Below are 25,153 nucleotides of genomic sequence, written 5' to 3'. Positions count from 1 at the left end.
GGTCCTACCGGGTCATCGGTCCCCGGCGAACACCGGCTTCCTGTCCTCGTCGCCCCGGCCGACCGGCCCGGTCGCCCGGTCGCCGTGTCCCGGCCACCAGGCGGCGTGCCCGATCAGGGCGGTCACCGAAGGCACCAGGAACATCGACATCACGAACGCCGAGATGCAGATCCCGACCGAGACCGCGAAGCCCATCTGGGTCATCATGTCGATGCCCGCCATCATGAGCGACGCGAACGTTCCTGCCAGGATGACACCCGCGGCGGCAATCGAGGGACCCGCGTGCTCGACGGCCAGTGCGGCGGCCTGCCTCGGCTCGTGTCCCTCCTTCGCCTCCTCCCGCAATCGGGCGACCATCAGGATGTTGTAGTCGGTGCCGATGGCGACCACGAACATGTAGATCATCACCGGCAGCATGAACATCACGCCGGAGTTGCCGGCCAGCGTCTGGAAGACGAGGACCGTCGCGCCGATCGTCGAGACGAAGCCCAGGACCACCGCCAGCATCAGGTACCACGGGGCCACCACGCTGCGCAGCAGCAGGCCGAGCACCAGCGCGATCAGCAGACCGGCGACCGGGAAGATCACCGACAGGTCGCGGTTGGTGGCCTTGCGGATGTCGGTGAAGGCCGCGGTCTGGCCGCCCACCATCGCCTTGGTGCCCTCCGGCTGGTGGGCGTGCGCGAAGTCGCGCAGCGGGGCGATGGTGTCCAGCGCCTTGTTCGCGAACGGGCTCTCCTTGAGCACGATGGCGATCTCGGCGGACATCCCGTCGCCGCTGACCTTGACGTGCGAACCCCCGGCGTCCTCGCCGGCCTCGTTCAGGTCGCCGACCCCCGCGACGTCCTTGAACGACAGGGCGAAACGCTCCGCCGCACCCTTGTCGATCGGCTTGCCGTCGGTGCTCTTGAGGTAGATCTGCGTCGGGTTGAGCGTGCCCGCCGCGAAGTCGAGCTGCATGTCCTTCATCGACTTGGCCGACTCGGTGTCCCCGGGCAGCTGACCGAGCTGGTCGTAGTCGGCCTTGAAGTTCAGCGCGCCGGCGGCGAAGGCCACCATGACCACGCCGGCGACCAGGGCCACCGCGACCGGCTTGCGCCCGACCAGGCCGCCGATCCGGTGGAAGGCGGTGCCCTTGGGCTGGTGCTGCCAGGTCTTGGACGGCCAGAACACCTTCGGGCCGATCAGCGACACCACGGCGGGCACCAGCGTCAACGCGGCGATCGCCATCACGATCACCGCGATGGCCAGACCCGGGCCCATCGACTTGAACGAGCCGAACGTGGCGAGCAACATCGCGCCGAAGGCGATCACCACGGCGCCGGCGGCCGAGGCGATGGCCTCGCCCACCCGCTCGACGGAGACGATCATCGCCTCCTTCCTGTCGTCGCCCGCGCGCAGTCGTTCCCGGTAGCGGAAGAGCAGGAAGAGGATGTAGTCGGTGCCGATGCCGAACAGCACCACGATCAGGATCGTGTTCAGCGACTGGTCCACCTGCAGGCCGGTGGCCTTGCCGACGATGGCGATCACGGGCGAGGCGACCATCGACACCAGCGCGACCATGATCACCGGCAGCAGGGCCGCGATCGGACTGCGGTAGATCGCCAGGAGCAGCACGATGATCAGCACGATCGTGACGATGCCGACGATCGCCTCGGCCTTCTTGAAGGCGTCCTCGTTGTCGACGTTGATCGCCACGCTGCCGGTGAAGCCGAGTTTGAGGTCGGTCTTGTCGACCATCGGCTTCGCCTTGTCGCGAAGCTTCTTCAGCGCCTCGTTGACGAACTTGTCCTGCTGTTCGCCCTTGATGTAGGCGGTGCCCAGGGCGATCCGGTCCTTGGCGGCGCCCGCCTCGACCTTGCTCACATGCTCGACGCCGGCCGCGCCCAGGCTGCCGGTGATCTCCTTGACCCTGGTCTTGTCGGCCTCGGTCAGGTTCTTGCCGTCGGCGCGCTTGAAGACCAGCAGCGCGGTCTGCTCGGTGGACTGCGGGAACGCCTTCTCGGCGAGCTTCTGCGCCTGTACGGACTCGTACTTGCCGGGCAGGAAGCTCGACTGGTCCTGGTTGGTCAGGTCGCTCAGCTTCGGCGCGAACATGACGAGGGCGATCGCGGCTATCAACCAGGCCGCGATCACCTTCCAGGGGTTGTGGACGACGAGCCTGCCGAGTCGTCCGAACATTGATCTCTCCTCGGTCGCGTGGGCGATCCCACGGTGTGACCGGCCCCCGAGGACGCCTTGTGATTCGATTCACAAGGCGTGCCGATCGCCGCACGAACCGAGAGAACGCTGGTGGTGTCAGCTTCGACGGTAGGCAGCGACGCCGGACGCTTCAAACGAAATCGGGCCCCGGAGCCCAAGTTCCGCCCCGGGGACTACAGGGGCGCACCGCCCTCGCAGACGCCGGCACGCCCGCCTACTCCAGCGGGAGTAGACACATCTCGTGCCGGGGGATGAACGTCCCCACGGTCGGGTCGGCGCGAAGACCAAGCACGGACCCATCGCACACCAAGCGCGACCGGACACGATCACTTCCATGCGGCGGGCCCCGAACAGACCCCGTGCCCCGGGACCCGCCGCGGGGGAAGCGAGCGGTTCGCGGCCTTCCGGGGGAGGGAGACCGCGGACCGCCGCCTCCCCGGGTACACCCGCCGCCCGTCGAGGGCCCGGCCACGCACGCCGCCGCACGCCGGAGCGGAGGGCGTCCCGGCGGGCGGCGGCTGTCGAAGGGGCGGGTTCGCGCTCGGAGGCTACGCGGCGGCGGGGTACACGACCGGCATCACGCTCGGCTTCGGCGCGGACACCGGGCCGAGCAGGCTCCGGGTCCACCGCGCGTGCGCCCGCAGCAGTGCCGGGCCGGACAGGAAGCCGACGACCAGCGCCGCCGCGCCGAGCGGCACCGCGTACAGCGCGTCGGTCGCGTCCCGGACGTGGATGAAGCCGTACCAGAGCGAGCCGCCGGCATCGTCGATCGGCTCCCGGATGAACGGCATCACCAGGCCCTCGACGCCGAACACGACCAGCGCGAGCGGCAGGATCGCGAGCAGCGTGCCGATCACCGGGTTCAACAGCGTCCACAGCAGGTCCCGCCAGGTGGCCGGGTCGGCCAACAGCGCCATGTCGCGCCGCCACCATCCGACGATGCCCCGGCCGGCCAGCACGGCGCGGTACGGCTGCTCGATCCCGACACCCGACCAGCGCCCGGCCTGCCCGCGGGCCTGCCGGGCGAGCAGCCGGGTGGCGTGGACCGCCGGCGGCAGCAGGAGCAGGCCCACCCCGGTGGGGATCACCGCGATCGCCGTCGCGGTCACCGTGAACAGCGCGAGCTGCGGCACCGCCTGCGACACCATCGCCAACCCGCGCAGCGGTGCCGCTGCCCTCGCACCCGGCGTCCCCGTGCCGTCCATGATCGCGATGTCCTCTCGCCGCCCGTCCCCGCGCGGCCCCTTCGGCCCCGCATCCACGAGTCTGGTTCCGCGCGACCTCGGAAACACTGCGCCGAACCCCCGACCCGGGGTGGGCCCAGACCCACCCGGCCGACGCGACCCGCTCGTCCCCGGTGGCGGACCGATCGCCCGACCCCGACCGAGCGGGGCGGCCAGGCAGAAATCCAACAGATCGGAATACCGGTATCTAGAATCCACAGTCATGGAACTCAGGCAGCTCGAATACTTCGTCGCGGTCGCCGAGGAACGCAACTTCACCCGGGCGGCGGAGCGGGTGCACATCAGCCAGTCGGGGGTCAGCGCACAGATCCGACAGCTGGAACGGGAGTTGGGCGCCGAGTTGTTCGAGCGCTCGGCGCGCGGCGTCACGCTCAGCGTCGCGGGCAAGGCCGCACTCGAATACGCCCGCGCCGCACTGGCCGCCGCCGAGTCGGTGGGTCAGGCGGTCGGCGAGGTGACCGACCTGATCCGGGGCCGGGTCACCGTCGGCATGGTCATCGGCTGCACCATCACCCCGCTGTTCGACGCACTGGCCGCCTTCCACCGGGCGCATCCCGGGGTGGAGATCGCGCTCCAGGAGAACAACTCCGACTCCCTCACCCACGACGTCCGCACCGGGGCCACCGACCTGGCCCTGATCGGAGTCGCCGACTCCACGCCCGAGGACCTGGAGGCGATGACGATCATCAACGAACGCCTCGTCGCGATCTTCCCGCCCGACCACCCGCTGGCGGCCCGCTCCCGGATCACCCTGTCCGACCTGACCGCGCACCCGATCACCTGCATGCCCCCGGGCACCGGCCTGCGCACCGTCCTCGACCGGGCCTGCGCGGCCCGCGACCTGCACCCCAGGATCGCGCTGGAGGCCAGTGCGGCCGACGCGATCGCCGACCTCGCCGCCCGCGGCCTGGCGGTCGGCGTGCTCAGCCAATCCATGGCCGCCCGCTACGCCGACCGCCTGCTCGCCCGCACCATCACCGACGTACGAATCCCGGCCCTGCTGGCCCTGGTCTGGAAGCACACCCACAACCCGGCCGTCCGGGAACTCCTCACCCACACCCGCAGGGCCTTCGGCCCAACGCCGTGACCGGCCCGGATCTCAGCTCTGGGCCATGTCCACGAAGCGCGAGTAGTGCCCCTGGAACGCCACGGTGATCGTGGCCGTCGGACCGTTGCGGTGCTTGGCCACGATCAGGTCCGCCTCCCCGGCCCGAGGCGACTCCTTCTCGTACGCGTCCTCCCGATGCAACAGGATGACCATGTCGGCGTCCTGTTCGATCGAACCACTTTCACGAAGGTCCGACACCATCGGCTTCTTGTCGGTGCGCTGCTCGGGGCCACGGTTGAGCTGGGACATCGCGACCACGGGGACCTCGAGCTCCTTGGCCAGGAGCTTGAGGTTTCGCGACATCTCGGAGACCTCCTGCTGGCGGTTCTCGGCCCGGCGCGAGCCGCCCGACTGCATCAGCTGGAGGTAGTCGATGATCACCAGACGCAGGTCGTGCTTCTGCTTGAGCCGGCGGCACTTGGCCCGGATCTCCATCATCGACAGGTTCGGCGAGTCGTCGATGTACATCGGCGCGGCGGTGACCTCGCCCATCTTGCGCGACAGGCGGGTCCAGTCGTCGTCGGTCATGCTCCCCGACCGCATGTGATGCAACGCGACCCGCGCCTCCGCCGACAACAGACGCATCATGATCTCGTTGCGCCCCATCTCCAGCGAGAAGATCACACTGGAGAGTCCGTTCCTGATCGAACAGGCGCGCGCGATGTCCAATCCGAGCGTCGACTTGCCCATGGCGGGGCGGGCGGCGATGACGATCATCTGGCCGGCATGGAGGCCGTTGGTGAGGGAGTCCAGGTCGGTGAAGCCGGTGGGGATGCCGGACATCTGGCCGCCGCGGGAGCCGATCGCCTCGATCTCGTCGAGGGCGCCCTCCATGATGTCGGCCAGCGGGGCGTAGTCCTCGGTGGTGCGCTGCTCGGTGACCTTGTAGACCTCGGCCTGGGCGTTGTTGACGATGTCGTCGACCTCGCCGTCGGCCGCGTATCCCATCTGCACGATCCGGGTGCCCGCCTCGACCAGGCGGCGCAGCACCGCCTGTTCGCGCACGATCCGCGCGTAGTACTCGGCGTTGGCCGCGGTCGGCACCGACGAGATCAGGGTGTGCAGGTACGGGGCACCGCCCACCCGGCCGATCTCGGTGCGCTTGGTCAACTCGGCGGCGACGGTGACCGCGTCGGCCGGTTCGCCCCGCGCGTACAGGTCCAGGATCGCGTTGTAGACGAGTTCGTGGGCGGGCCGGTAGAAGTCGACCGGCTTGAGGTTCTCCACGACGTCGGCGATCGCGTCCTTGGACAACATCATGCCGCCGAGGACCGACTGTTCGGCCGCGATGTCCTGCGGCGGGGTCCGCTCGAATCCTTCGCGCGCCGGTTCGGGTCGGGCCTCTTCGAACTCGGAGACGCTCATGCCCGGGGTCTCCTTTCGACGAGGCTCGCGCGAGATCGCACCGCAATCACCGTGTCCTTCATACGCCACACGGCCGACAGAATCGCCGCACGACGCGGCATGCGGCCCTTCACCGTACGGGTGGACCCCGGACCGGCCAAGGCGGTCATACACAGGGCCTGTGGATAACTGTGGACAACCTGTGGAGAGGGACGGGTCCAGCTGTGTACAAGCTGTGCGCAGTCGGCCGCCAACGCTTCGCAATCATGTCCACAAACGGGCTCTGACCTGCAATTTCTCTATCCACCGGCTGTGTATGTGAAAAACTGTTGGGCGAATCATGCGGCTATCGCCCCACGTGTGCACCCGCGTACGCCCCGCGCTCGCCGGTAACGACCAGAACGGCATTGTGCCCCTTACCTGTGGATGACTACCGTGGACGGGTGCCGTCCACCCCCTCCTCGCCGACGAACCCTCCGGCGACCGATCCACAGCCGCTCGTGCCGGCACCCGACAGCGCGCCCACCCCCGCCCCCCGGCCCCGCGCGCACGACCGCGACATCCTGCGGCTGGCCGTCCCGGCGTTCTTCGCCCTCGTCGCCGAGCCGCTGTTCGTGCTCGTCGACTCGGCGATCGTCGGCCGCCTTGGCACCCCGCAGCTGGCCGGACTCGGCGTCGCGGGCGCGATGCTGACCACCCTGGTCAACCTGTGCGTGTTCCTCGCCTACGCGACCACCGCCGCCGTCGCCCGGCTGCTCGGCGCCGGCGACCCGCGTGCCGCGATCCGCCAGGGCCTGGACGGCGTCTGGCTCGCCGCGCTGCTCGGCCTCGCGCTGACGGTGGTCGGCCTGGTCACCGCCCCGTGGATCGTCGCCGCCTTCGGCGCCTCCGACAGCGCGACCCCGCACGCGGTGACCTACCTGCGGATCGGCTCGCTCGGCGTGCCGGCGATGCTGATCGTGCTGGCCGCCACCGGCGTGCTGCGCGGCCTCCAGGACACCCGCACCCCGCTCCTGGTGGCCGTTCTCGGCTTCACCGCCAACCTGCTGCTCAACCTCGGCTTCGTGTACGGCCTGCACTGGGGGATCGCCGGATCCGCGTGGGGCACGGTGATCGCCCAGACCGGCATGGCCGCGGTCTACCTCGTCACCGTCGTGCGCGGCGCCCGTCGGCACGGCGCCTCGCTGCGCCCCGACCTCGCCGGCATCCGCGCGTCCGCCGGCGCCGGCGCACCGCTGTTCGTGCGCACCGTGAGCCTGCGCGCGATCCTGATCGGCGCCACCGTCGCGGCGACCCGGATGGGCGACACCTCGATCGCCACCCACCAGGTCGCCTGGCAGGTGTGGACCTTCCTCGCCTTCGCCCTCGACGCCCTCGCGATCGCCGCCCAGGCCATCGTCGGCCGGGCCCTGGGCGCGGGCGACGCGACCGGCGCCCGCGCCGCCACCCGCCGGATGCTGGTGTGGGGGGTGTGGACGGGGGCGCTGTTCGCGATCGTGGTGATCGCCGCGCGTCCGCTGTACATCCCGCTGTTCACGGCCGACCCGGCGGTGCGCCACCTGCTGGCCGGCACGCTGCTCGCGGTCGCGGCGCTCCAGCCGGTGGCCGCCGCGGTGTTCGTCCTGGACGGGGTGCTGATCGGCGCGGGCGACGGGCGCTATCTGGCGCTCACCATGCCCCTCGTGCTGGCCGCGTTCGGCGCGGTCCTGGGCACGGTGCTCGCCCTCGGCGGCGGCCTGATCGCGATGTGGTGGTGGGCGATCGGCACCTTCATGCTCGCCCGCGTGATCCTGCTCGGCCATCGGGTCCGCGCCGACGCGTGGCTGGTGACCGGCCGCCGCTGAGCGCGCCGATCCACGAAGGCGATCCCGCCGTCCCGCCGGTTCGACCGACGGGACGGCCTCGCCTCACGCTCCGACGACCTCGTAGCCCGCCTCGACGACGGCCGCGCGCACCGCGTCGGGGTCCACCGGCTGCGCCGAGGTCACGGTGACCAGACCCGAGGCCAGTTCGACCGCGACGTCGGTCACGCCCGCCACCTCGGAGACCTCCTCGGTGACGGAGGACACGCAGTGACCGCAGGTCATCCCGCTGACGGTGAAGGTGGCGGTGCTCATGACGGTGATCCTTTCCTCGACGCGGAGACCATCGTCGGCTCCACGATCACGAAGTTATACCCCTAGGGGGTATCAAGGCAAGCCGACGCCACCACTCTCGCCGGGCGATGTCACGACCCGCCCGAACCTGCCCGCCCCCGCCCGCTCAGTCCGTCAACCGCCCCGACCGCACCGGCTCGCCCACCGGCCGCCCCACCCGGAACACCGCCAACGGCACCGCCCCCACCAGACCCGCCACCTCCTCGGCCGTCCGCGCGCAGTCGATCAGCTGACTGAGCGGATGCGTCGCGTAGCCGTGCCGGGCCAGGGTCAGCCAACACCGGAACAACCCCCGCCCCGACTCCAGCAGCTCGGCCGGATCCCCGGGCGCGGCCGGCGCCGTCACCACCAGCACACTCCCGTCGTAGCGCAACACCCCCCGCGAGGACGCCGCCAGCACCCGCGCCAACCCGACCGGCCGCAACACCCGATACGCCCCCGGCCGCAACACCGCGTGCAGCGCCCGCGCCTCCACCCCGGACAACGCCAACGCCCGCCCGGTCAACCCGTCCCGCGCCGGCGCCCGCCCCGCCCGCAACCGCAACCACCGGCGCAACTCGCCGACCAGCGCCGGATCCGCGAACATCCAGCGATCCGCCTCGTCGAGCAGCGGCGCCAGCGTCCGGGTCCCGCCCCGCCACAGACCCGCCGACCCGGCGAACGCTCCCGCCGCCTCCGCGAACACCGCGTCCGGCAACACCCCCGGCTCGTACGCCCCCCGCGCACTGCGCCGCCCGGTCAACTCCGCCGCCGTGAACGACGTGCGATAACACTCGTCCGCCCGGACGAACCGGGCCACCACCCCGCGCCCCCGCTCCGGCGTCCCCGCGTACTCCACCCGCAACGGCACCCCCAGCGCCGCCGAGGCGATCGAGAACGCCTCCACGAACGCCCCCAGCCCCAGGAACAGGTCCCGCCGCCCGGGATCGCCGACCGGCAACGCCCGCGCCGGATCCCAGGACAGCGCGTAGCCCAGGGCTCCACTCGGCGCCACCGTCCACGGCTGGGTGTTGTGCGCGCTCGGCGCCCGCCCGGCCAGCCGGAGCAGATCCGCGAGTTCGGTGCTCATCGGGCGCTCCCGACCGGCTTCGCGTAGAAGGTGTGCCCGTGCAGCTCCCGCCCGCCGATCCGGCGATACTGCGCCGCCGACGCCCCGTTGTCGTCCTCGACCCACGTGCTGCGCAACGTGTCGTAGCCGCCCGCGCGCAGCGCCCGATACTGCTCCCGCGCGAGCAGGGTGAGATAACCGCGCCCCTGGGCCCCGGGCACCGTGCCCTTGATGATCAACACCGCCTCCCGGCGATACCGCCCCCGCGTCGCCAGCAGCCGCACCCGGTTGCCCGGGTGCAGATCGCCGCGGATCCGGATCAGGAACTCCGAGATGTCCGGCACCGCGAGGGTGAACGCGACCGGTTCGCCGGCCCGCTCCAGCCACAACAGCAGCGACTCGTCCAGCAGATACGCCAACCCATCGGTCTGCGCCCGCAGTTCGTCCAGGGTGATCGGCGTGTAGTAGCCCAGCTGCGCGAAGCTCGCGTTCAACATCGTGTGCAGGATCGGCAGTTGCTCGGCCAACCGACGCCGCGATCCGCGCCGGATCACCAGTTGCTCGGCGGCGATCCGCGCGTCGTCGAACACGTACGTCGCCGCCGGATCGTCCACCCGCTCGGTCAACCCCGGACAGATCCACGTCGACGCCGAGAACCTCCGGGCGAATCCGGCCCGTTCGTAGGTCTCCGGATACCGCGCCGGATTCCACGCCGAGTCCACGAAGCCGCGCTCGGTGAACCCCGACGTGATCACCCCGCCGGTCTGGTTCGGCAACAGCGCCACCGGCCCGAACAGGCTGTCCGCCCCCGCCCGCGCGGCGCGCTCCTCGATCAGCTCGACCAGCCGGGCGAACACCGCCGGGTCCTCGGCGAACTCGGTGAGCCCGAACAGCTGATGCCGCCCGCCCAGCTTGGCGTCGAACCGCGCCTCGGTGTGCGTACAGGTGCGCCCCACCACCCGCCCGGCCCGATCACGCACCAGATACAGCTCGATCCCCGCCCGCGCCCACCGCCGCACCTGATCGCGCGGCACCGGCACATAGCGCTCCCTCGGGTGCAGCCGCATCGGCAACGCGCAGAAGTCGCGCAGCGCGCGCCGGGACCCGACCCGCTCCACGGTGAGCGTCACGACCTCTTCGCCTTCCGGTGCACCGGCGGGCCGCTCTCCTCGCGGCCGATCGGGGTGAACTCCTCGATGTGCGCCATCTCGCGCCCCTCGGCCCGCCACTCGCCGTTGCTGTACCCGCCGGGCTGCGCGTCGAAGATCCGGATGAACCCCGCCGTGCCGTTGCGCTCGCCCCGGTCGGTCATCCAGCACATCAGATCGCGGTGCGCGCTCGTGCGGGCGAACCGCATCAGCGCCTCGCGGTCGGCGAACACCGCGATGGTGCCCAGCGTGAACGGCCCCTGTAGATAGACCTTGTGCCAGCGGTAGCCGTCCATGCGCTTCATCGTGCGCACCATCCGCAACCACGGCCGGGCCAGCGAGAGCAGCGAACGCGGACCGCTGTAGTGCGTGGCCCCGATGAACATCGCCTCGCCTCGCGCCTGCGGCGGCGCCGCCGAGAAATCGGTGGTCCTCATCGCTGCTTCCCTTCCACGGATTCCACGGTTTCCCCGGGTTCGACGAGATAGACGTTCTTGATCCGGGTGGTGCCGCGCAGGAACGGCCCGGTCCGGAAGTCGTGCACCAGCACCCGTACATCGGCCGCCGTCGGATCCTCCGCGAGCGACTGCGCGAAGTCCCGGCTGACCCGGGCCAGGTGCCGCACCACGCCCTCCCGGCACACCAGGGCGAGCCTTTCCCGATCCGCCTCGTCCAGCGAGGCCCCGTCGCGCAGTTGCAGGTTGACCACCGGACGGCTCTCCAGGTCGGCGTACTCGTCGACGGTCAGGCAGAACCCCTCCAGGTGCGCCGCCATCGGGTTGTCCCGGTAGAGCCCGTACTCGACGTCCTGCGGATAGATGTTCGCGCCCATGTAGGAGATCGTGCTGTCCTTGCGACCGAACAGCAGCAGCAGCGGCAGCCGCATGCCCTCCACTCGCGCCGCGCGCTCCCAGTCGGCCCACGCCTCGCGGTCCGGCCGGATCATCTCCTCGACCTCCGGGAAGGTCAGCAACCGGCCCTCGTCGCCGATGTTGTAGCGCACCTTCGGACTCATCACCGCGGTCGAGTTGATCGTGCAGATCACCTCGTCCTCGGCGTTGGTCTCCAGGTAGGTCTCCAGCGGGTTGTACTGGAACACCATCGGCACCCGGCCCTCGTCCGGCCCCAGCATCCGGGTGCGCAGCCGCTCGTCGGTCAGCAGCCGCTTGCGCAGCCACACCGTCGCGTCGCTCTCGCCGGCCATCCCTATCGTCAGGTCGGAGGCACCGTAGCCGGAGCGCACCTTGACGAAGCGCTCCTCCAGGTAGTCGCGCAGCGCCTCGGTCATGCCCTCGCCGCCGACGAAGCCGTACATCCGGTGCCGGGTCCAGTCGAAGCCGTCCGCGTCCAGCCGGTCGCGCAGGTGCTTGAGGAACGGCGGGTACGCGGTGACCAGGTAGGTGAAGCGCGGCCCGAAGTGGCGCAGCGTGTCCACGATCTTGTCGATGTCGGGGCCGGTGTTCTTCACCATCGCCACCCGCGCCATCGCGATGCCGGTGTTGGTGCCGGTCGCCCACGCGCCCATCGAGTAGGCGTTGATCACGAACAGCTTGCGCCGGGGAAAGACCATCGACGTGTAGCCGGCCACGTTGCGGTGCACCGACTTGAGTTCGCGGCGCGAGCGCAGCCAGTTGTGCGGCGTCCCGGAGGAGCCCGACGACTCGTCCACCACCGTCCCGGCCACCTCCAGGGCGCCCAACCAGCAGCGGCTGTCCTCGGGATACGCCTTGACGTAGTTCTCCTTGGACGTCTCCGGATACGAAGCGAGGTCGAACCAGCGGAAGCGCCACCGGTGTCGGCGCAGGAAGTCGCGGTAGGCGGGCACGTCGAGCGCGGCGAACTGGCAGGTCATCCACGCGTGTCGGCGGGCGAACCGCTGCATCCACGGCCGATAGTGGGTGGCGGTCCAGCGCCACACCACCGGATGGACCCGGTAGAGCTGATACAGCCCGGTCAGCGCGAAGCTGACCACGCGCAGCAACCACTGTCGGATGAATCTGGCCATGACCGCCCGCCCCTTTGCCCGGCCGGTCCGCCCGGCGTGTGCTCCCAGACTGGGCCTCGGGGGGTGGGCGGGACATGAGTACCACTACTCATTCGGTACTCGGAAAACGCCGAACGGCCCGATCCCGCAAGGGGGTCGGGCCGTTCGGGTGATTCGGGTCAGGCGGGCACGACGTCGAGGTCGAGCGCGGCCGACACCTCCTGGTGGAGGCGAACCGTGATGCGGTGCGACCCGACGGTCTTGATCGGAGTACCGATCTCGACGCGCCGCTTGTCGATGTCCGGACCGCCGGCGGCCTTGATGGCCGCCACGACGTCCGCGACGGTGACCGAGCCGAACAGGCGGCCCGTGTCGCCGGCGCGCGTCTGGAGCGTCACCTTGAGACCCGCGAGCCGACCCTTGACCTCGGTGGCCTGGTCGAGCGTGCGGATCTCGCGAACCTTGCGGGCGCGACGGATGGCCGCCACGTCCTTCTCCCCGCCGCGGCTCCAGCGGATCGCGTAGCCGCGCGGGATGAGGTAGTTGCGGCCGTAGCCGTCCTTGACCTCGATGATGTCGCCGGGCTCACCGAGACCGGTCACCTCGTGGGTGAGGATGAGCTTCATGACAAGATCACCCTTTCTCAGCGAGCAGTGCTGGTGTACGGCAGCAGCGCCATCTCGCGGCTGTTCTTGACGGCCACGGCGACGTCACGCTGGTGCTGCGTGCAGTTACCGGTCACGCGACGAGCGCGGATCTTGCCACGGTCGGAAATGAACTTCCGCAGCAGGTTGGTGTCCTTGTAGTCCACATAGGAGATCTTCTCCTTGCAGAACACGCAGACCTTCTTCTTAGGCTTGCGCGCAGGCGCCTTCGCCATTGTGCTCTCCAGATCGTTTCAGAAGTCTTCAGCTCGGGTCGCGACCCGCCCCTTGTGCCGTCTCCGGCCTAGAAGGGGGGTTCGTCCGAGTAGCCGCCCGGCGGGGGACCCCAGCCCCCCGCGCCGCCGCCGCCCTGCTGCTGACCGCCCCCTGCGGGAGTGGCCCACGGGTCGTCGGCGGGTGCGCCACCGCCCTGCTGGGGACGACCGCCGTAGCCGCCGCCTCCCTGCTGACCGCCGCCCTGCTGACCGCCGTAGCCGCCACCCTGCTGACCGCCGCCGTAGCCACCCTGGCCGCCGCCTCCGCGGCTCGCCTTGGTGACCTTGGCGGTCGCCCACTTCAGGGTCGGGCCGATCTCGTCGACCTCGAGCTCCACGACGGTGCGCTTCTCGCCCTCTTTGGTCTCGTAGGACCGCTGCTTCAGCCGGCCCTGGACGATGACGCCCGTGCCGCGCTGGAGGGATTCCGCCACGTTCTCGGCCAGCTGCTTCCAGGCCGAACAGCGGAGGAACAGCGCTTCGCCGTCCTTCCACTCGTTCGTCTGACGGTCGAACGTGCGCGGCGTGGACGCCACGGTGAAGTTCGCGACGGCGGCACCGCTGGGCGTGAAGCGCAGTTCCGGGTCGGCAGTCAGGTTCCCGACAACAGTGATGATGGTCTCGCCTGCCATGCTGACCCCTTCGCTGATTTCAGCGCAGTGCTGCGTTTCGTCGTGCGGTGCGGTTGGTGGTGCGCGAGCTCGGACTAGCGCTGGTCGGGACGCAGGACCTTGGTCCGCAGCACCGACTCGTTGAGGTTCATCTGACGGTCGAGTTCCTTGACGGTCGCGGGCTCCGCGGCCAGGTCCACGACGGCGTAGATGCCCTCGGACTTCTTCTTGATCTCGTACGAGAGCCGACGACGGCCCCACGTGTCGATCTTCTCGACCTTGCCACCGTCGTTGCGGATGACATTGAGGAACTGCTCGAGCAGCGGCGTGACCGCGCGCTCTTCGAGGTCCGCGTCGAGGATGACCATGAGTTCGTAGCTACGCATGTGAACACCCACCTCCTGTGGACTGGATCGGCCACGGGATCTCCGTGGCAGGAGGGCTTGCGTAATCGCCGCCACGCCAAGGCGGCCCCTCGAACAAAGCGCTCGGGGGTGCCGAGAGTGCAGCGGACGGTACAGCGTACCCGGACCGGCAGACAGTCTCGAAATCCGAGCATGACGCCGGTCACGCCAGGGGATGGATATATGGACAAATTGGTCCGTCCCGCAGTCACTCACCGGAGGTGTGTGATGGCACATACGATCCGCCGCACAGCGTCCGCCGCGCCCGCGGCGCCCGCCGGGGCGCACCGGCCCCGGCTGACCCTCAACTCCGACGGCCGTGCCCATCCGCGCGAGAACGCGCTGGTCGCCGCCGTCGTGCTGTTCGCGCTGGTGGCCGGCATCTGCGCGTTCTTCAAGGACATGCACATCCTGGGCGCGTGGACCGCGCTGGCCGGTGTCGTGACCGGGCTGATCAGCCAGATGTTCTCGGCGACCACCGAGGAGCGGGCGGTCACCGTGCTCGCGCTCGGCGTCAGTGCCGTCGCACTGTTCATGAACATGTTCCACGGCGGCCTGTACTGACCTGCCACGCCGACGCCCGAAGCGGCCCGCCGGACCGGGATCCGGCGGGCCGCTCGCGGTTTGCGATCCCGTCGCGCACCGCCGATCCGGGCGCCCGCTTCGCCGGTGAAGGTCCGCATCGCCCCCGTACCGTCCCGCCTGCGACGCCCGACACGATCCATGGCGCCCGCAGGCGCAGTAACCTCTGTCACGGCCGAACCGATATCGAGGAGCTCTTACATGTCTTTGCGCCTGAGGACGCTCACCGCCGAGGAGCACCTGGCCTTCATCAAGGGCAGGCCCTCCGTGAGCTTTCTTCAGTGCCCCTCCTGGGGTGCGGTGAAGAGTGAGTGGCGATCCGAGAGCATCGGTTGGATCGACGAGTCGGGCGCCGTCGTGGGCGCGGCACTCGTGTTGTACCGGCAGTTGCCGAAGATAAAGCGCTACCTCGCCTACATGCCCGAGGGTCCGGTCATCGACTGGTTCGACGGCGACCTGCGGCGATGGCTCGACCCGATGCTCGCGCACCTGAAGAGCCGGGGCTCGTTCTCGGTCAAGATGGGCCCGCCCGTGGTGATCGCCCGCTGGGAGGCGGAGACGATCAAGAAGGCGATCGCGGCCAAGTCGGCGAACCGGCTGCGCGACCTGACCCCCGACTGGACCGACGAGCGCGGCTCCGAGTTGGAGCGGCAACTGCGCGGCCTGGGCTGGCAGCAGGACGCCTCGGGCGGGGCCGGCTTCGGCGACGTGCAGCCGCGCTACGTCTTCCAGGTGCCGCTGGTCCGACGCAGCCTCGACGACGTGCACGCGGGCTTCAACCAGCTGTGGCGGCGCAACATCAAGAAGGCCACGAAGGCCGGCGTCGACGTGGTCCAGGGCGGCTACGACGACCTGCCGGTGTTCCACGAGGTCTACAAGGTCACCGCCGTGCGCGACCACTTCACCCCGCGCCCGCTGGCCTACTTCCAGGGCATGTGGAAGGCGCTCAACGCCGAGGACCCCGAGCGCATGCGGCTGTACCTGGCCAAGCACGAGGGGGAGGTGCTCGCCTCCACCACGATGGTCACCGTGGGCGACCACGTCTGGTACTCGTACGGCGCGTCCGCCAACCACAAGCGCGAGGTCCGGCCCTCGAACGCGATCCAGTGGCGGATGTTGCGGGACGCGTACGCGCTCGGCGCCTCGGCCTACGACCTGCGCGGCATCAGTGACACCCTGGACGAGAACGACCACCTCTTCGGGCTGATCCAGTTCAAGCTCGGCACCGGCGGCCAGGCCGTCGAATACCTCGGCGAGTGGGACTTCCCGCTCAACAAGATGCTGCACAAGGCACTCGACATGTACATGTCACGCCGCTGACGCGCGGCCGGCGACACCCCGAGTCGCCGGCCGCGCGTGATCACCGCGACGCGGTCCACGTCGCGTGCTCCGCCTTCGCCTCGCGTCCCCCAAGGCACGCCCCACACCCGGAAGGCCCCGAAACGCCCATGTCGCTCACGCTCTACGTCGATGCCGCCCGGTGGCGCAAGCACCAGGACGAGGTCCGCGACACGTTCCCCGGCCTGGTGCCGGTGATGAAGGGCAACGGGTACGGGTTCACCAATCCGAGGCTGGCCGAGGAGGCCACCCGGATGTGCGTGGACACCGTGGCCGTGGGGACCACCTACGAGGCCGCGCTGGTCAAGGACCACTTCGACGGCAAGGTCCTGGTGCTCACGCCGTATCTGCGCGGCGAGGAGGCGGTACCGCTGCCGGATCGCACCATCCGCACGGTCTCCTCCGTGCAGGCCGCCCGGGACCTGGTGGGCTGCCGGATCGTGGTCGCGTGCATGACGACGATGAAGCGCGACGGGGTCACCGAGGAGGAGTTGGTCAAGCTCCGCACCGGGATGGACGACGTCCGGCTGGAGGGGTTCTCGCTGCACCTGCCGCTGGACCACCCGGACGGCTACGACCCGGTCGTCGAGGTGGTGGGCTGGGTGGAGCGGCTGCGCGCGGCGCGCCTGCCGGTGCGGACGATGTACGTCAGCCACCTGACCGCGGCCGAGTTGGGGGTGCTGCGCGAGCGGTACCCGGACACCGAGTTCCGGCCGCGGATCGGCACCGACCTGTGGCTGGGCGACCACGACGCGCTGGCCAGTCGGGGCACGGTGCTCGACGTGGTGCGGATCGCGCGCGGCGAGCGGTTCGGCTACCGCCAGCGCAAGGCGCCGAGCGACGGGCACCTGGTCGTGGTCAGCGGCGGCACCGCGCAGGGGGTCGGCCTGGAGGCGCCCAAGACGGTGCGCGGGGTGATGCCGAGGGCCAAGGGCGTCGCGCGCGCCGGGCTGGCCACCGTCAACCGCTCGTTGTCGCCGTTCACCTGGGCGGGCAAGCAGCGCTGGTTCGCCGAGCCGCCGCACATGCAGGTCAGCCTGCTGTTCCTGGCCAACGACGTGGCCCCGCCCAAGCCCGGCGACGAGCTGGAGGCGGCGCTGCGGCACACCACGACGCACTTCGACCGGATCGCGATCCGCTGACCCGGCAGGACCCGAAGGACCCGACCGGCCGAACGGCCTCGGGGCGGCGATCCCACCGCCGCCCCGAGGCCGTTCGCCGTCTCGCCGTCGCTCAGTGGCCCGCCCGCGCCGGGATCGCGCCGGGCACGAACACGTCGGGCGCCCGATCCAGCACGCCGCCCGAGGGGTCGTCGCCGCCGTCGGCGCGCACCGGGTCCCGCTCCGGGCGCAGGATGTCGCGCACCACCACCATGCAGATGTACGCGGTGCCGAGCAGGTGCAGCAGGATCACCACGTGGTACGCGTTCTGCGACAGGCCCTTGCCGGAGAACGAGGCGATGTACATCCACACGCCCAGGAAGTAGGTCACCTCGCAGGCCTGCCAGATCAGGAAGTCCCGCCAGCGCGGTCGGGCCAGCACCACCAGCGGGATCAGCCACAACACGTACTGCGGCGAGTAGACCTTGTTGGTCAGGATGAACGCGGCCACGATCAGGAACGCCACCTGGGCGAAGCGCGGTCGGCGCGGCGCGAACATCACCAGCGCGGCGATCGCGAGGCAGCACAGCACCAGGCTCAGCGTGACGTAGGTGTTCAGATCCTCCAGGGTCTTGCCGTCGCGTTGCTGGATGATCAACCAGATCGATCCGTAGTCGGCGGGTCGGTCCTGGCTGAACGTGTAGAACAGCTTCCAGCCCTCGCGGATGTGCAACCCGCCGTCGAAGTCGAGCATCACCGGCAGGTTGACCACCAGCCAGGACACCAGCGCGGCGGCGGCCGTCCTGGCGAACGCGACCAGCCGTCCCGAGCGCAGGCACAGCAGGAACAGCGGCGCGAGCAGCAGCACGGGATACAGCTTCGCCGCGGTCGCCAGGCCGATCATCACGCCGGCGACCACCACGTTGCGCCGCGCCCACGACCACATGGCCACCGCGGTCAGCGCGACCGCGACCAGGTCCCAGTTGATCAACCCGTTCAGCGCCAGCGCCGGCGCGCACGCCACCATCGCGGCGTCCCAGGGCCGGCGCCCCGACGTGCCCTTGACCGCGATCACGGTGACCACCGCGCAGGCCATCATGATCAACGCGTTGATCATCACGAACCACAGCTGTTCGTCCCGGAGATCACCGTCGGTGAGATCCCCGGCGGCCCGGGCCAGGGTGCCCGCGAAGGCCATCACCCCGCCGGTGATCACCGGATACTCCAGGAACTTCATGTCCTTGTCGCCGGTCTCCTGGAAGTACGGGATCTTCCCGTCCGCGAGACCACGATTGACGTACAGGTGCGGCATGTCGCTGTAGCAGGCGTGCGAGTACTGCGTGCTGCCGGCGAACCAACCGCCGTCGTAGCAGGGCTTCTTCTGCACGATCCCGAGCGCGAAGCAGGCCACCGCGAGCAGGACGAGCACCCGCACGGGGCTCCACCAGCGGTTGCCCCCGAACCGGATCCGGCGCCCGGCCGGCCCACCGACGACCTCGCTGCCCGCCCGGACCACCGGATCGTCGAGGCTCGGCAGGACGGGTTCGGTCGATGTCGGCGTCATGGCGCCCATCCTCTCGCGCTCCACGAGGAGCCGGCCCTCGCCGGCCGGATAAAACGACAACGCGTGCCCCACCGCCATTGCGATGGGGCACGCGTAAGGCTAGGGCCTGTCCGGCGGATCCTGGTGGATCAGGTCCTGTCCGGTGGCCTAGCCGCTGCCGGCTCGGCCGCCGATGATGAAGCCGTTGGCGCCGCCCCGGCTGCCGTTCGGGCCACCGCCCGGCCCGCCGGGCCCGCCGGTTTCGGTGTTCGTCGGTCTGCCGGTGTTCGTCGGTTTGCCGGTGTTCCCGCCGCCTCCCGGGTCACCGCTGCTGCCGTGCGAGCCGCCACCGGGGGCGGTCGACGTCTGCGGCGGCGTGGTCGGCGGTGCGCTGGTCGTCGGCGGCGGGGTGGTGGGCGCCTTCGTGGTCGGCGGCGCGGTCGTCGGCGGGAGGGTCACCCGGTCCCGGTCCTCGAACTTCTCGCCCGGCACCGCGAAGTCGGCGGTGGGCATCCCCTGCATCGCGCCCTTCATGTACGCGGTCCACACCAGCGTGGGGATGTCACCACCGTGCACGGCGTCGCGACCGCCCAGGCCCTTGAGCGACAGGCGGGCGTGCGTGTTCGGGTCCTCCCGGAACAGCGCCACCGAGGTGGCCAGGTTGGGCGTGTAGCCCACGAACCACGCGGAGTTGTTGCCGTCGGTGGTACCGGTCTTGCCGGCCACGGGCCGAGCCAGCGCCTTGGCCGCGCGGCCGGTGCCGTCGTTCAGCGGCGGGTTGTCCACGACCCGCTGCATGACCTGGTTGACCGTGTCCGCGACGTTCTTGTCGAAGAGTTGCTTCGGCTCGCGCTTGGGCAGTTCGACCTTCGAGCCGTCGTGGGTGACTTCCTTGACGAAGTACGGATCGGCGTGCAGACCGCGTGCCGCGAACGTGGCGTAGGCCTCGGCCATGTCCAGCGCGCTCGGCGGCGCGACACCGAGCGCCATCGTCGGCGTCGGCTCGAACGAGCCGAGGTCCGGCGGCAGACCGGCGTCGATCGCGGCCTTCTTCACCTTCTCCGGCCCGACGTCGGCGGCCAGTTGGAGGAAGACGGTGTTGACCGACTTCTCCATGGCTCTGGTGATCGGGATCGGACCGTAGTCGACGTCGCCCTCGTTGGGCGCCCGATAGTCCTCGTTGGTCTTCTCGTCCCTCTTGAACGTCTGACCGTTCTGCAGCTTGATCGGGATCTTGCTGTCACCGTTGTAGATGCTGTCCGGGCCGATGGGTTTGCCGTCCTTGCCGCCGCCGTCGCGCAACGCCGCCGCGAGGACGAAGAGCTTGAACGTCGAACCCGCCTGGATGTCCCGCCGGACCGCGTCGTTGTACTCCTGCTGGATGAAGTCCGGACCGCCGTACAGGGCGACCACCGCCCCGTCCCCGGGGACCACCGAGGCCAGCCCGGTGCGGATGTAGCGGTCCGCCTCGATCTTGTCCGGTTTCAGCTCGGAGGTCAGCTGGTCCTTGACCGCCGCGACCGCCGCGTCCTGCTTCGGCTTCTCGAACGTGGTGACGATCTTGTAGCCGCCCCGGGCCAGATTCGCCTCGGGGATCACGTTGTTGGCCTTGAGGTACTGGTCGGTCACCTTCATCAGGTACCCGGCCTGCCCGGCCTTGTTCGCGGCCGGCTTGGGCTTGATCGGCATCGGGAACTGGAGCGCGTCGCGTTCCGCCTTGGGCAGCCAGCCCTCCTTGACCATGCCGTCCAGCGCGTACGCCCAGCGGCCCTTGACCTTCTCCAGCTGGCCCGGGAACTCGATCACGTCGTAGATGCCCGGCGCGTTGAGCAGGGTGGCCAGGTAGGCGCCCTCGGCCACGTTCAGGTCGCCGACGTTCTTGTTGTAGTAGGCCTGCGCGGCGGCCTGGATGCCGTAGGCGTTGCGGCCGTAGAAGGCGGTGTTGAGGTAGCCGACCAGGATGTCGTCCTTGCGCATCTGCCGGTCGACCTTCAGCGCGATGAAGATCTCGCTGAACTTGCGCTTGAAGGTGCGCTCCTGGGTCAGGTAGGTGTTCTTGACGTACTGCTGGGTGATCGTCGATCCACCCTGCGTGTCGCCGCCCTTGACCATGGTGACCCCGGCCCGCAGCAGACCCTTCGGCGAGACGCCGGAGTCGCTGTAGAACGAGCGGTTCTCCGCCGCGATCACGGCCTTCTGCACGTGCTTGGGGATCTGGTCCACCGTCACGTTCTGCCGGTTGACCTGCCCGGTGCGGCCGATCTCGGTGACGCCGTCGGCGTAGTAGTAGATGTTCGACTGATAGGTCGTGTTCGCGTTCGGGTCGGGCACCTTGACCATCGCGTACGCCAGGGCCGCGAGCCCCATCAGCGACGCGAGGAAGAACAGGATCATCGCCAGGATCTGCTTGATGGACGGCAACCAGCGACGAATGCCGGTCTTGCCGAACCTCGGGTAGTCGATGAACCGCTTCTTCCGGGGCGGACCGGCCTCGGATCGGGAACGGCCGCCGGCCGCCCCGCCGTTGGCGGCCCGCCGGCCACCGGCGCGGGCGGCCGCTCGGGCCTCCACGCGCGAAAGCGGGCGTTCCTCGTCGCCCTCTCCGGGCCCGTCGGGCAACGACGAGCCGCCGGGTGGCGTTCCGCCGCCCCCGGACCCTCCCGCGCCCCCCGAATGCGAGCCACCGCGCCCCTCGGGACGCGGCTGCGGTGATCTACGGCGATGTTCACTCATGCGTTCGCTACTCCTCGGCCGTACGACGCGGAGGTCGGACGCACGGGTCGTGGCTCTCCGCTCCCCAGGACGCGAGCGCGCGGGAAGCGGTTCCGCAGGAAGCGGGGCTTGAGGTACCACACGGCGGAACAGACTACGCGGATCCGCTTTCGCGACCTCACTGTGACCTGCCTGTGACCCGAGTCACCGGCGGCCGCCTTGCCACCACACGGCAAGGAGACCTATCGTCTCGATGTATCGGTTCGATACATCGGGCCGGTACATCGAGCCGGGGGCGCAGGAGCCCCGGCCGGACGAAGGTCGGCTGTGACCGTATCCCACGGTCGCGTCCGTGCCCATGTCCGGCCCGGTCCGCAGTGGATGGAGGAAGGCGATGAGCAGGCGCGGTGGCGTCCTCGAATTCGCGATCCTCGGTCTGCTGCACGACTCCCCCATGCACGGCTACGAGTTGCGCAAGCGGCTCAACACCGTGCTCGGTTCGTTCCGTGCCATCGCCTACGGCACCCTCTATCCGTGCCTGAAGTCCCTGCTGGAACGGGGTCTGCTCGCGGAGGAGGTTCCGGAGGTGACGGCACTCGCCGGCAGCAAGCGGTCCCGGATCGTCTACCAGCTGACGGCACAGGGCAAGGAGCACTTCCAAGAACTGCTGTCCGAGTCCGGGCCCTCGGCCTGGGAGGACGAGAACTTCGGCGTGCACTTCGCCTTCTTCGGTCGAACCGACCACGAGGTGCGCATGCGTATCCTCGAGGGTCGGCGCAGCCGGCTCGAGGAGCGCCTCGACCGGGTGCGCGGGTCGCTGACCCGGACACGGGAGAAGCTCGACGGTTACACCCTCGAGTTGCAGCGACACGGCTTGGAGTCGGTCGAGCGCGAAGTGCGCTGGCTGAACGAGCTCATCACCGCCGAGCGGCACGCCGGAGCGACTCCGGACGCCGCCGGCCCCGAAACCCCGGTCGACCCGTCGAAGGACGCCGACCGGCTTCGGACCCCCACCCAGGACGTGGCCTCGGACCCGTCCGCATCCAACAACTGAGGTCGCCGGTTCGTGGCGGCTTCGTCGAGATCACAGGGAGCAACCGGAATGGGTTCGGTTCGCGTAGCCATCGTCGGCGTGGGCAACTGCGCCGCTTCGCTGGTGCAGGGCGTCGAGTACTACAAGGACGCCGACCCGAACAGCCGCGTCCCCGGCCTGATGCACGTGCAGTTCGGCGAGTATCACGTGCGTGACGTCGAGTTCGTGGCCGCTTTCGATGTGGACGCCAAGAAGGTCGGCTTCGACCTCTCCGACGCCATCGGTGCCAGCGAGAACAACACGATCAAGATCTGCGACGTGCCGCCGTCGGGCGTCACCGTGCAGCGTGGGCACACCCTGGACGGTCTCGGCAAGTACTACCGCGAGACCATCGAGGAGTCGACCGACGCCCCCGTCGACGTGGTCAAGGTCCTCAAGGACCAGGCCGTCGACGTCCTCGTCTGCTACCTCCCGGTGGGCTCCGAGGACGCGGCGAAGTTCTACGCCCAGTGCGCCATCGACGCCAAGGTCGCGTTCGTCAACGCCCTCCCGGTCTTCATCGCCGGCACCAAGGAGTGGGCGGACAAGTTCACCGAGGCGGGCGTGCCGATCGTCGGCGACGACATCAAGTCGCAGGTGGGCGCCACCATCACGCACCGCGTGATGGCGAAGCTCTTCGAGGACCGCGGTGTCCTGCTCGAGCGCACCATGCAGCTGAACGTCGGCGGCAACATGGACTTCAAGAACATGTTGGAGCGCGACCGCCTGGAGTCGAAGAAGATCTCCAAGACGCAGTCGGTCACCTCGCAGGTGGACCGCGACCTCGGCTCGGACAACGTGCACATCGGCCCGTCGGACTACGTCGCGTGGCTCGACGACCGCAAGTGGGCGTACGTGCGCCTCGAGGGTCGCGCCTTCGGCGACGTGCCGCTGAACCTGGAGTACAAGCTCGAGGTCTGGGACTCGCCGAACTCGGCCGGCGTCATCATCGACGCCGTGCGCGCCGCGAAGATCGCCAAGGACCGCGGCATCGGTGGCCCGATCCTGTCGGCTTCCTCCTACTTCATGAAGTCGCCGCCGGTGCAGTACTTCGACGACGAGGCCCGCAACGCCGTCGAGTCCTTCATCAAGGGCGACATCGAGCGCTGACCCGCTCCGCTCGACCCGCACCCCCGCGGTGCGTCCGAGTGACCGAAGGCCCGGCTCCCCTCCAGGAGCCGGGCCTTCGGCGTATCCGCGCGCGGCGGTGCCCGTTTCGGGTGCGGCGCCCGCCGCCGGCTACGGTGGGCGCCGTGGCCCTCATCCGTGATCTGCGCTCGTTGCTGAAGCTGCGCGACTTCCGTCGGCTCTTCGCCACCCGGCTGACCTCGCAGCTGTCCGACGGCGCCTTCCAGGTCGCGATCGCGGGGCAGGCGTTCTTCTCGCCGGAGAAGCAGACCTCGGCCGCGGCGATCGCGACCGCGTTCGCCGTGCTGCTGCTGCCGTATTCGCTGGTGGGGCCGTTCACCGGGGTGCTGCTCGACCGGTGGCGGCGGCGGCAGGTCCTGGTGCGGTGCAATCTGCTGCGCGCGGTGCTGGTGGCGGTGACGGCCGCGCTGGTGCTGATCGGGGTACCCGATCCGGTCTTCTACGCGGCGGCCCTGGTGGTGCTGTCGGTGAACCGGTTCGTGCTCGCCGGGTTGTCCGCGTCGCTGCCGCGCGTGGTGCCAGCCGAGCGACTGGTGACGGCGAACTCGGTGTCACCCACGGCCGGCACGGTGGCGGCGGCGGTCGGCGGCGGGGCCGCGGTGCTCGTGCACGCGTTCCTGGCCGAGGGCTCGGGGGCCACCGCGCTGGTGATCGTGGTGTCGGGCCTGCTCTACCTGGGCTCGGCGGCGGTCGCCGCGACGATGCCGACCGATCTGCTCGGGCCCGATCCCGACCGGGTGTTGCCGGATGTGCGCGAGGCGCTGCGCTCGGTGGCCAGGGGGCTGCGCGAGGGGGCGGTGCACGTGTGGCGCCGCCGGGCGCCCGCGCACGCGTTGGCCGCGATCACCGCGATGCGGTTCTGCTACGGCGTGCTGACCGTGATGACGGTGCTGCTGTGCCGCAACACGTTCAACGATCCGAGCGACACCGACGGCGGTCTCGCGACCTTCGGGATCACGGTGAGCGTGTCCGCGCTCGGCTTCTTCGTGGCGGCCGTGATCACGCCGGGGGTCACCGCGCGAATCGGCGTCCCGGCCTGGATCGGCGCGTGCGCGCTGGCCGGGGCGGTGTGCCAGACGGCGCTCGGGCTGCCGTTCCTGTTCGCGCCGATGGTGGTGGGCGCCTTCCTGCTCGGGGTGACCTCGCAGGGCGCCAAGATCGGGGTGGACACGATCGTGCAGACCACCGTCGACGACGCGTACCGGGGTCGGGTGTTCTCCGTCTACGACGTGCTCTTCAACGTCGCGTTCGTCGGCGCCGCCGCGGTCGCCGCGCTCGGGCTACCCGACGACGGTCGCTCCCCGGCGGTGCTGCTCGGGGTCGCGGGGGTGTATGCGCTGACCGGAGTCCTGTACGGCCTGGCGTCACGCCGCCACCCTCCGGTGATCATCGAGGGCTCTCCGACGGGCAACGGCCGGCCGTGATGCCCCTTTCATAACCGGGCGAGGCATTTGATCCACCGCGCATCTCCAAGAAATTACCCGTGGGT

General features: G+C 70.0%; 22 protein-coding genes. 8 read left to right on the top strand and 14 right to left on the bottom strand.

Annotated elements, in window-relative coordinates:
* Positions 1–12 precede the first annotated feature (12 nt).
* Both EMA17_RS30110 and EMA17_RS30105 read right to left on the bottom strand, forming a co-directional pair.
* Positions 13–2,181: an MMPL family transporter gene (locus EMA17_RS30110; protein ID WP_126640287.1), complete on the bottom strand. Its 2,169-nt coding sequence runs from the start codon at positions 2,179–2,181 to the stop codon at positions 13–15.
* A 569-nt stretch (positions 2,182–2,750) separates the two neighbouring features.
* Positions 2,751–3,407, bottom strand: a complete 657-nt coding sequence (locus tag EMA17_RS30105; protein WP_160161615.1) for a sensor domain-containing protein — start codon at positions 3,405–3,407, stop codon at positions 2,751–2,753.
* Between the two features lie 241 nt (positions 3,408–3,648).
* Here EMA17_RS30105 and EMA17_RS30100 point away from each other — a divergent pair, with 241 nt between their 5' ends.
* On the top strand, positions 3,649–4,533 hold the full coding sequence (locus EMA17_RS30100; protein ID WP_126640285.1) for a LysR family transcriptional regulator: 885 nt from the start codon (positions 3,649–3,651) through the stop codon (positions 4,531–4,533).
* A 12-nt stretch (positions 4,534–4,545) separates the two neighbouring features.
* On the opposite strand, the gene dnaB is transcribed toward EMA17_RS30100, so the two are convergent.
* Positions 4,546–5,919, bottom strand: a complete 1,374-nt coding sequence (gene dnaB, locus EMA17_RS30095) for a replicative DNA helicase (protein ID WP_126640284.1) — start codon at positions 5,917–5,919, stop codon at positions 4,546–4,548.
* Between the two features lie 479 nt (positions 5,920–6,398).
* Here dnaB and EMA17_RS30090 point away from each other — a divergent pair, with 479 nt between their 5' ends.
* Entirely contained in the window at positions 6,399–7,742 is a 1,344-nt protein-coding gene (locus EMA17_RS30090) for an MATE family efflux transporter (RefSeq protein WP_170222268.1), read from the top strand.
* Between the two features lie 63 nt (positions 7,743–7,805).
* On the opposite strand, the gene EMA17_RS30085 is transcribed toward EMA17_RS30090, so the two are convergent.
* The 9 genes from EMA17_RS30085 to rpsF form a co-directional block, all read right to left on the bottom strand.
* Positions 7,806–8,015 carry a heavy-metal-associated domain-containing protein gene (locus EMA17_RS30085; protein WP_078976282.1) on the bottom strand — a complete coding sequence of 70 codons (210 nt, stop codon included), beginning with the start codon at positions 8,013–8,015 and terminating at the stop codon, positions 7,806–7,808.
* Between the two features lie 145 nt (positions 8,016–8,160).
* Positions 8,161–9,123 (bottom strand): nitroreductase family protein, encoded by a 963-nt coding sequence (locus EMA17_RS30080; protein ID WP_218043102.1) that lies wholly within the window; start codon positions 9,121–9,123, stop codon positions 8,161–8,163.
* The gene (locus EMA17_RS30075; RefSeq protein WP_126640282.1) at positions 9,120–10,232 is read right to left on the bottom strand and encodes a hypothetical protein; all 1,113 of its coding nucleotides are present in this window, start codon (positions 10,230–10,232) and stop codon (positions 9,120–9,122) included. The genes EMA17_RS30080 and EMA17_RS30075 overlap by 4 nt, the downstream gene beginning before the upstream one ends.
* On the bottom strand, positions 10,229–10,687 hold the full coding sequence (locus tag EMA17_RS30070) for a DUF4188 domain-containing protein (RefSeq protein ID WP_126640281.1): 459 nt from the start codon (positions 10,685–10,687) through the stop codon (positions 10,229–10,231). Before EMA17_RS30070 ends, EMA17_RS30075 begins: the two co-directional genes overlap by 4 nt.
* Entirely contained in the window at positions 10,684–12,255 is a 1,572-nt protein-coding gene (locus EMA17_RS30065; RefSeq protein ID WP_126640280.1) for a phenylacetate--CoA ligase family protein, read from the bottom strand. The genes EMA17_RS30070 and EMA17_RS30065 overlap by 4 nt, the downstream gene beginning before the upstream one ends.
* A gap of 158 nt (positions 12,256–12,413) precedes the next feature.
* Positions 12,414–12,860, bottom strand: coding sequence for a 50S ribosomal protein L9 (rplI, locus tag EMA17_RS30060; protein ID WP_078976286.1), 447 nt, complete (start codon positions 12,858–12,860; stop codon positions 12,414–12,416).
* 17 nt (positions 12,861–12,877) lie between these two features.
* Positions 12,878–13,114 (bottom strand): 30S ribosomal protein S18, encoded by a 237-nt coding sequence (gene rpsR / locus EMA17_RS30055; RefSeq protein ID WP_020557174.1) that lies wholly within the window; start codon positions 13,112–13,114, stop codon positions 12,878–12,880.
* A 68-nt stretch (positions 13,115–13,182) separates the two neighbouring features.
* Positions 13,183–13,785, bottom strand: coding sequence for a single-stranded DNA-binding protein (locus EMA17_RS30050; RefSeq protein ID WP_078976287.1), 603 nt, complete (start codon positions 13,783–13,785; stop codon positions 13,183–13,185).
* A 74-nt stretch (positions 13,786–13,859) separates the two neighbouring features.
* Positions 13,860–14,150 (bottom strand): 30S ribosomal protein S6, encoded by a 291-nt coding sequence (gene rpsF, locus EMA17_RS30045; protein WP_020557172.1) that lies wholly within the window; start codon positions 14,148–14,150, stop codon positions 13,860–13,862.
* Positions 14,151–14,396: 246 nt separating this feature from the next.
* Here rpsF and EMA17_RS30040 point away from each other — a divergent pair, with 246 nt between their 5' ends.
* The 3 genes from EMA17_RS30040 (at position 14,397) to EMA17_RS30030 (ending at position 17,230) form a co-directional block, all read left to right on the top strand.
* The gene (locus tag EMA17_RS30040; RefSeq protein WP_126640279.1) at positions 14,397–14,732 is read left to right on the top strand and encodes a hypothetical protein; all 336 of its coding nucleotides are present in this window, start codon (positions 14,397–14,399) and stop codon (positions 14,730–14,732) included.
* 219 nt (positions 14,733–14,951) lie between these two features.
* Complete coding sequence (locus EMA17_RS30035) at positions 14,952–16,070, top strand: lipid II:glycine glycyltransferase FemX (RefSeq protein ID WP_078976289.1); 1,119 nt, start codon at positions 14,952–14,954, stop codon at positions 16,068–16,070.
* 128 nt (positions 16,071–16,198) lie between these two features.
* Positions 16,199–17,230: an alanine racemase gene (locus EMA17_RS30030; protein WP_126640278.1), complete on the top strand. Its 1,032-nt coding sequence runs from the start codon at positions 16,199–16,201 to the stop codon at positions 17,228–17,230.
* Positions 17,231–17,321: 91 nt separating this feature from the next.
* Here the strand turns inward: EMA17_RS30030 and EMA17_RS30025 are convergent, their stop codons facing one another.
* Together EMA17_RS30025 and EMA17_RS30020 are read right to left on the bottom strand one after the other, a co-directional pair.
* Positions 17,322–18,761, bottom strand: coding sequence for a glycosyltransferase family 87 protein (locus tag EMA17_RS30025; RefSeq protein ID WP_126640334.1), 1,440 nt, complete (start codon positions 18,759–18,761; stop codon positions 17,322–17,324).
* A gap of 138 nt (positions 18,762–18,899) precedes the next feature.
* Positions 18,900–21,302 carry a transglycosylase domain-containing protein gene (locus EMA17_RS30020; protein WP_126640277.1) on the bottom strand — a complete coding sequence of 801 codons (2,403 nt, stop codon included), beginning with the start codon at positions 21,300–21,302 and terminating at the stop codon, positions 18,900–18,902.
* A 535-nt stretch (positions 21,303–21,837) separates the two neighbouring features.
* Here EMA17_RS30020 and EMA17_RS30015 point away from each other — a divergent pair.
* The 3 genes from EMA17_RS30015 (at position 21,838) to EMA17_RS30005 (ending at position 25,088) form a co-directional block, all read left to right on the top strand.
* Complete coding sequence (locus tag EMA17_RS30015) at positions 21,838–22,497, top strand: PadR family transcriptional regulator (protein ID WP_126640276.1); 660 nt, start codon at positions 21,838–21,840, stop codon at positions 22,495–22,497.
* Positions 22,498–22,545: 48 nt separating this feature from the next.
* On the top strand, positions 22,546–23,625 hold the full coding sequence (locus EMA17_RS30010) for an inositol-3-phosphate synthase (protein ID WP_126640275.1): 1,080 nt from the start codon (positions 22,546–22,548) through the stop codon (positions 23,623–23,625).
* A 143-nt stretch (positions 23,626–23,768) separates the two neighbouring features.
* Positions 23,769–25,088, top strand: a complete 1,320-nt coding sequence (locus tag EMA17_RS30005) for an MFS transporter (protein WP_126640274.1) — start codon at positions 23,769–23,771, stop codon at positions 25,086–25,088.
* The last annotated feature ends 65 nt before the right edge of the window (positions 25,089–25,153 follow it).

It is taken from the genome of Embleya hyalina (genome assembly GCF_003967355.1).
Lineage (GTDB): Bacteria > Actinomycetota > Actinomycetes > Streptomycetales > Streptomycetaceae > Embleya > Embleya hyalina.
This window is presented reverse-complemented; position numbering and strand designations above follow the sequence as displayed.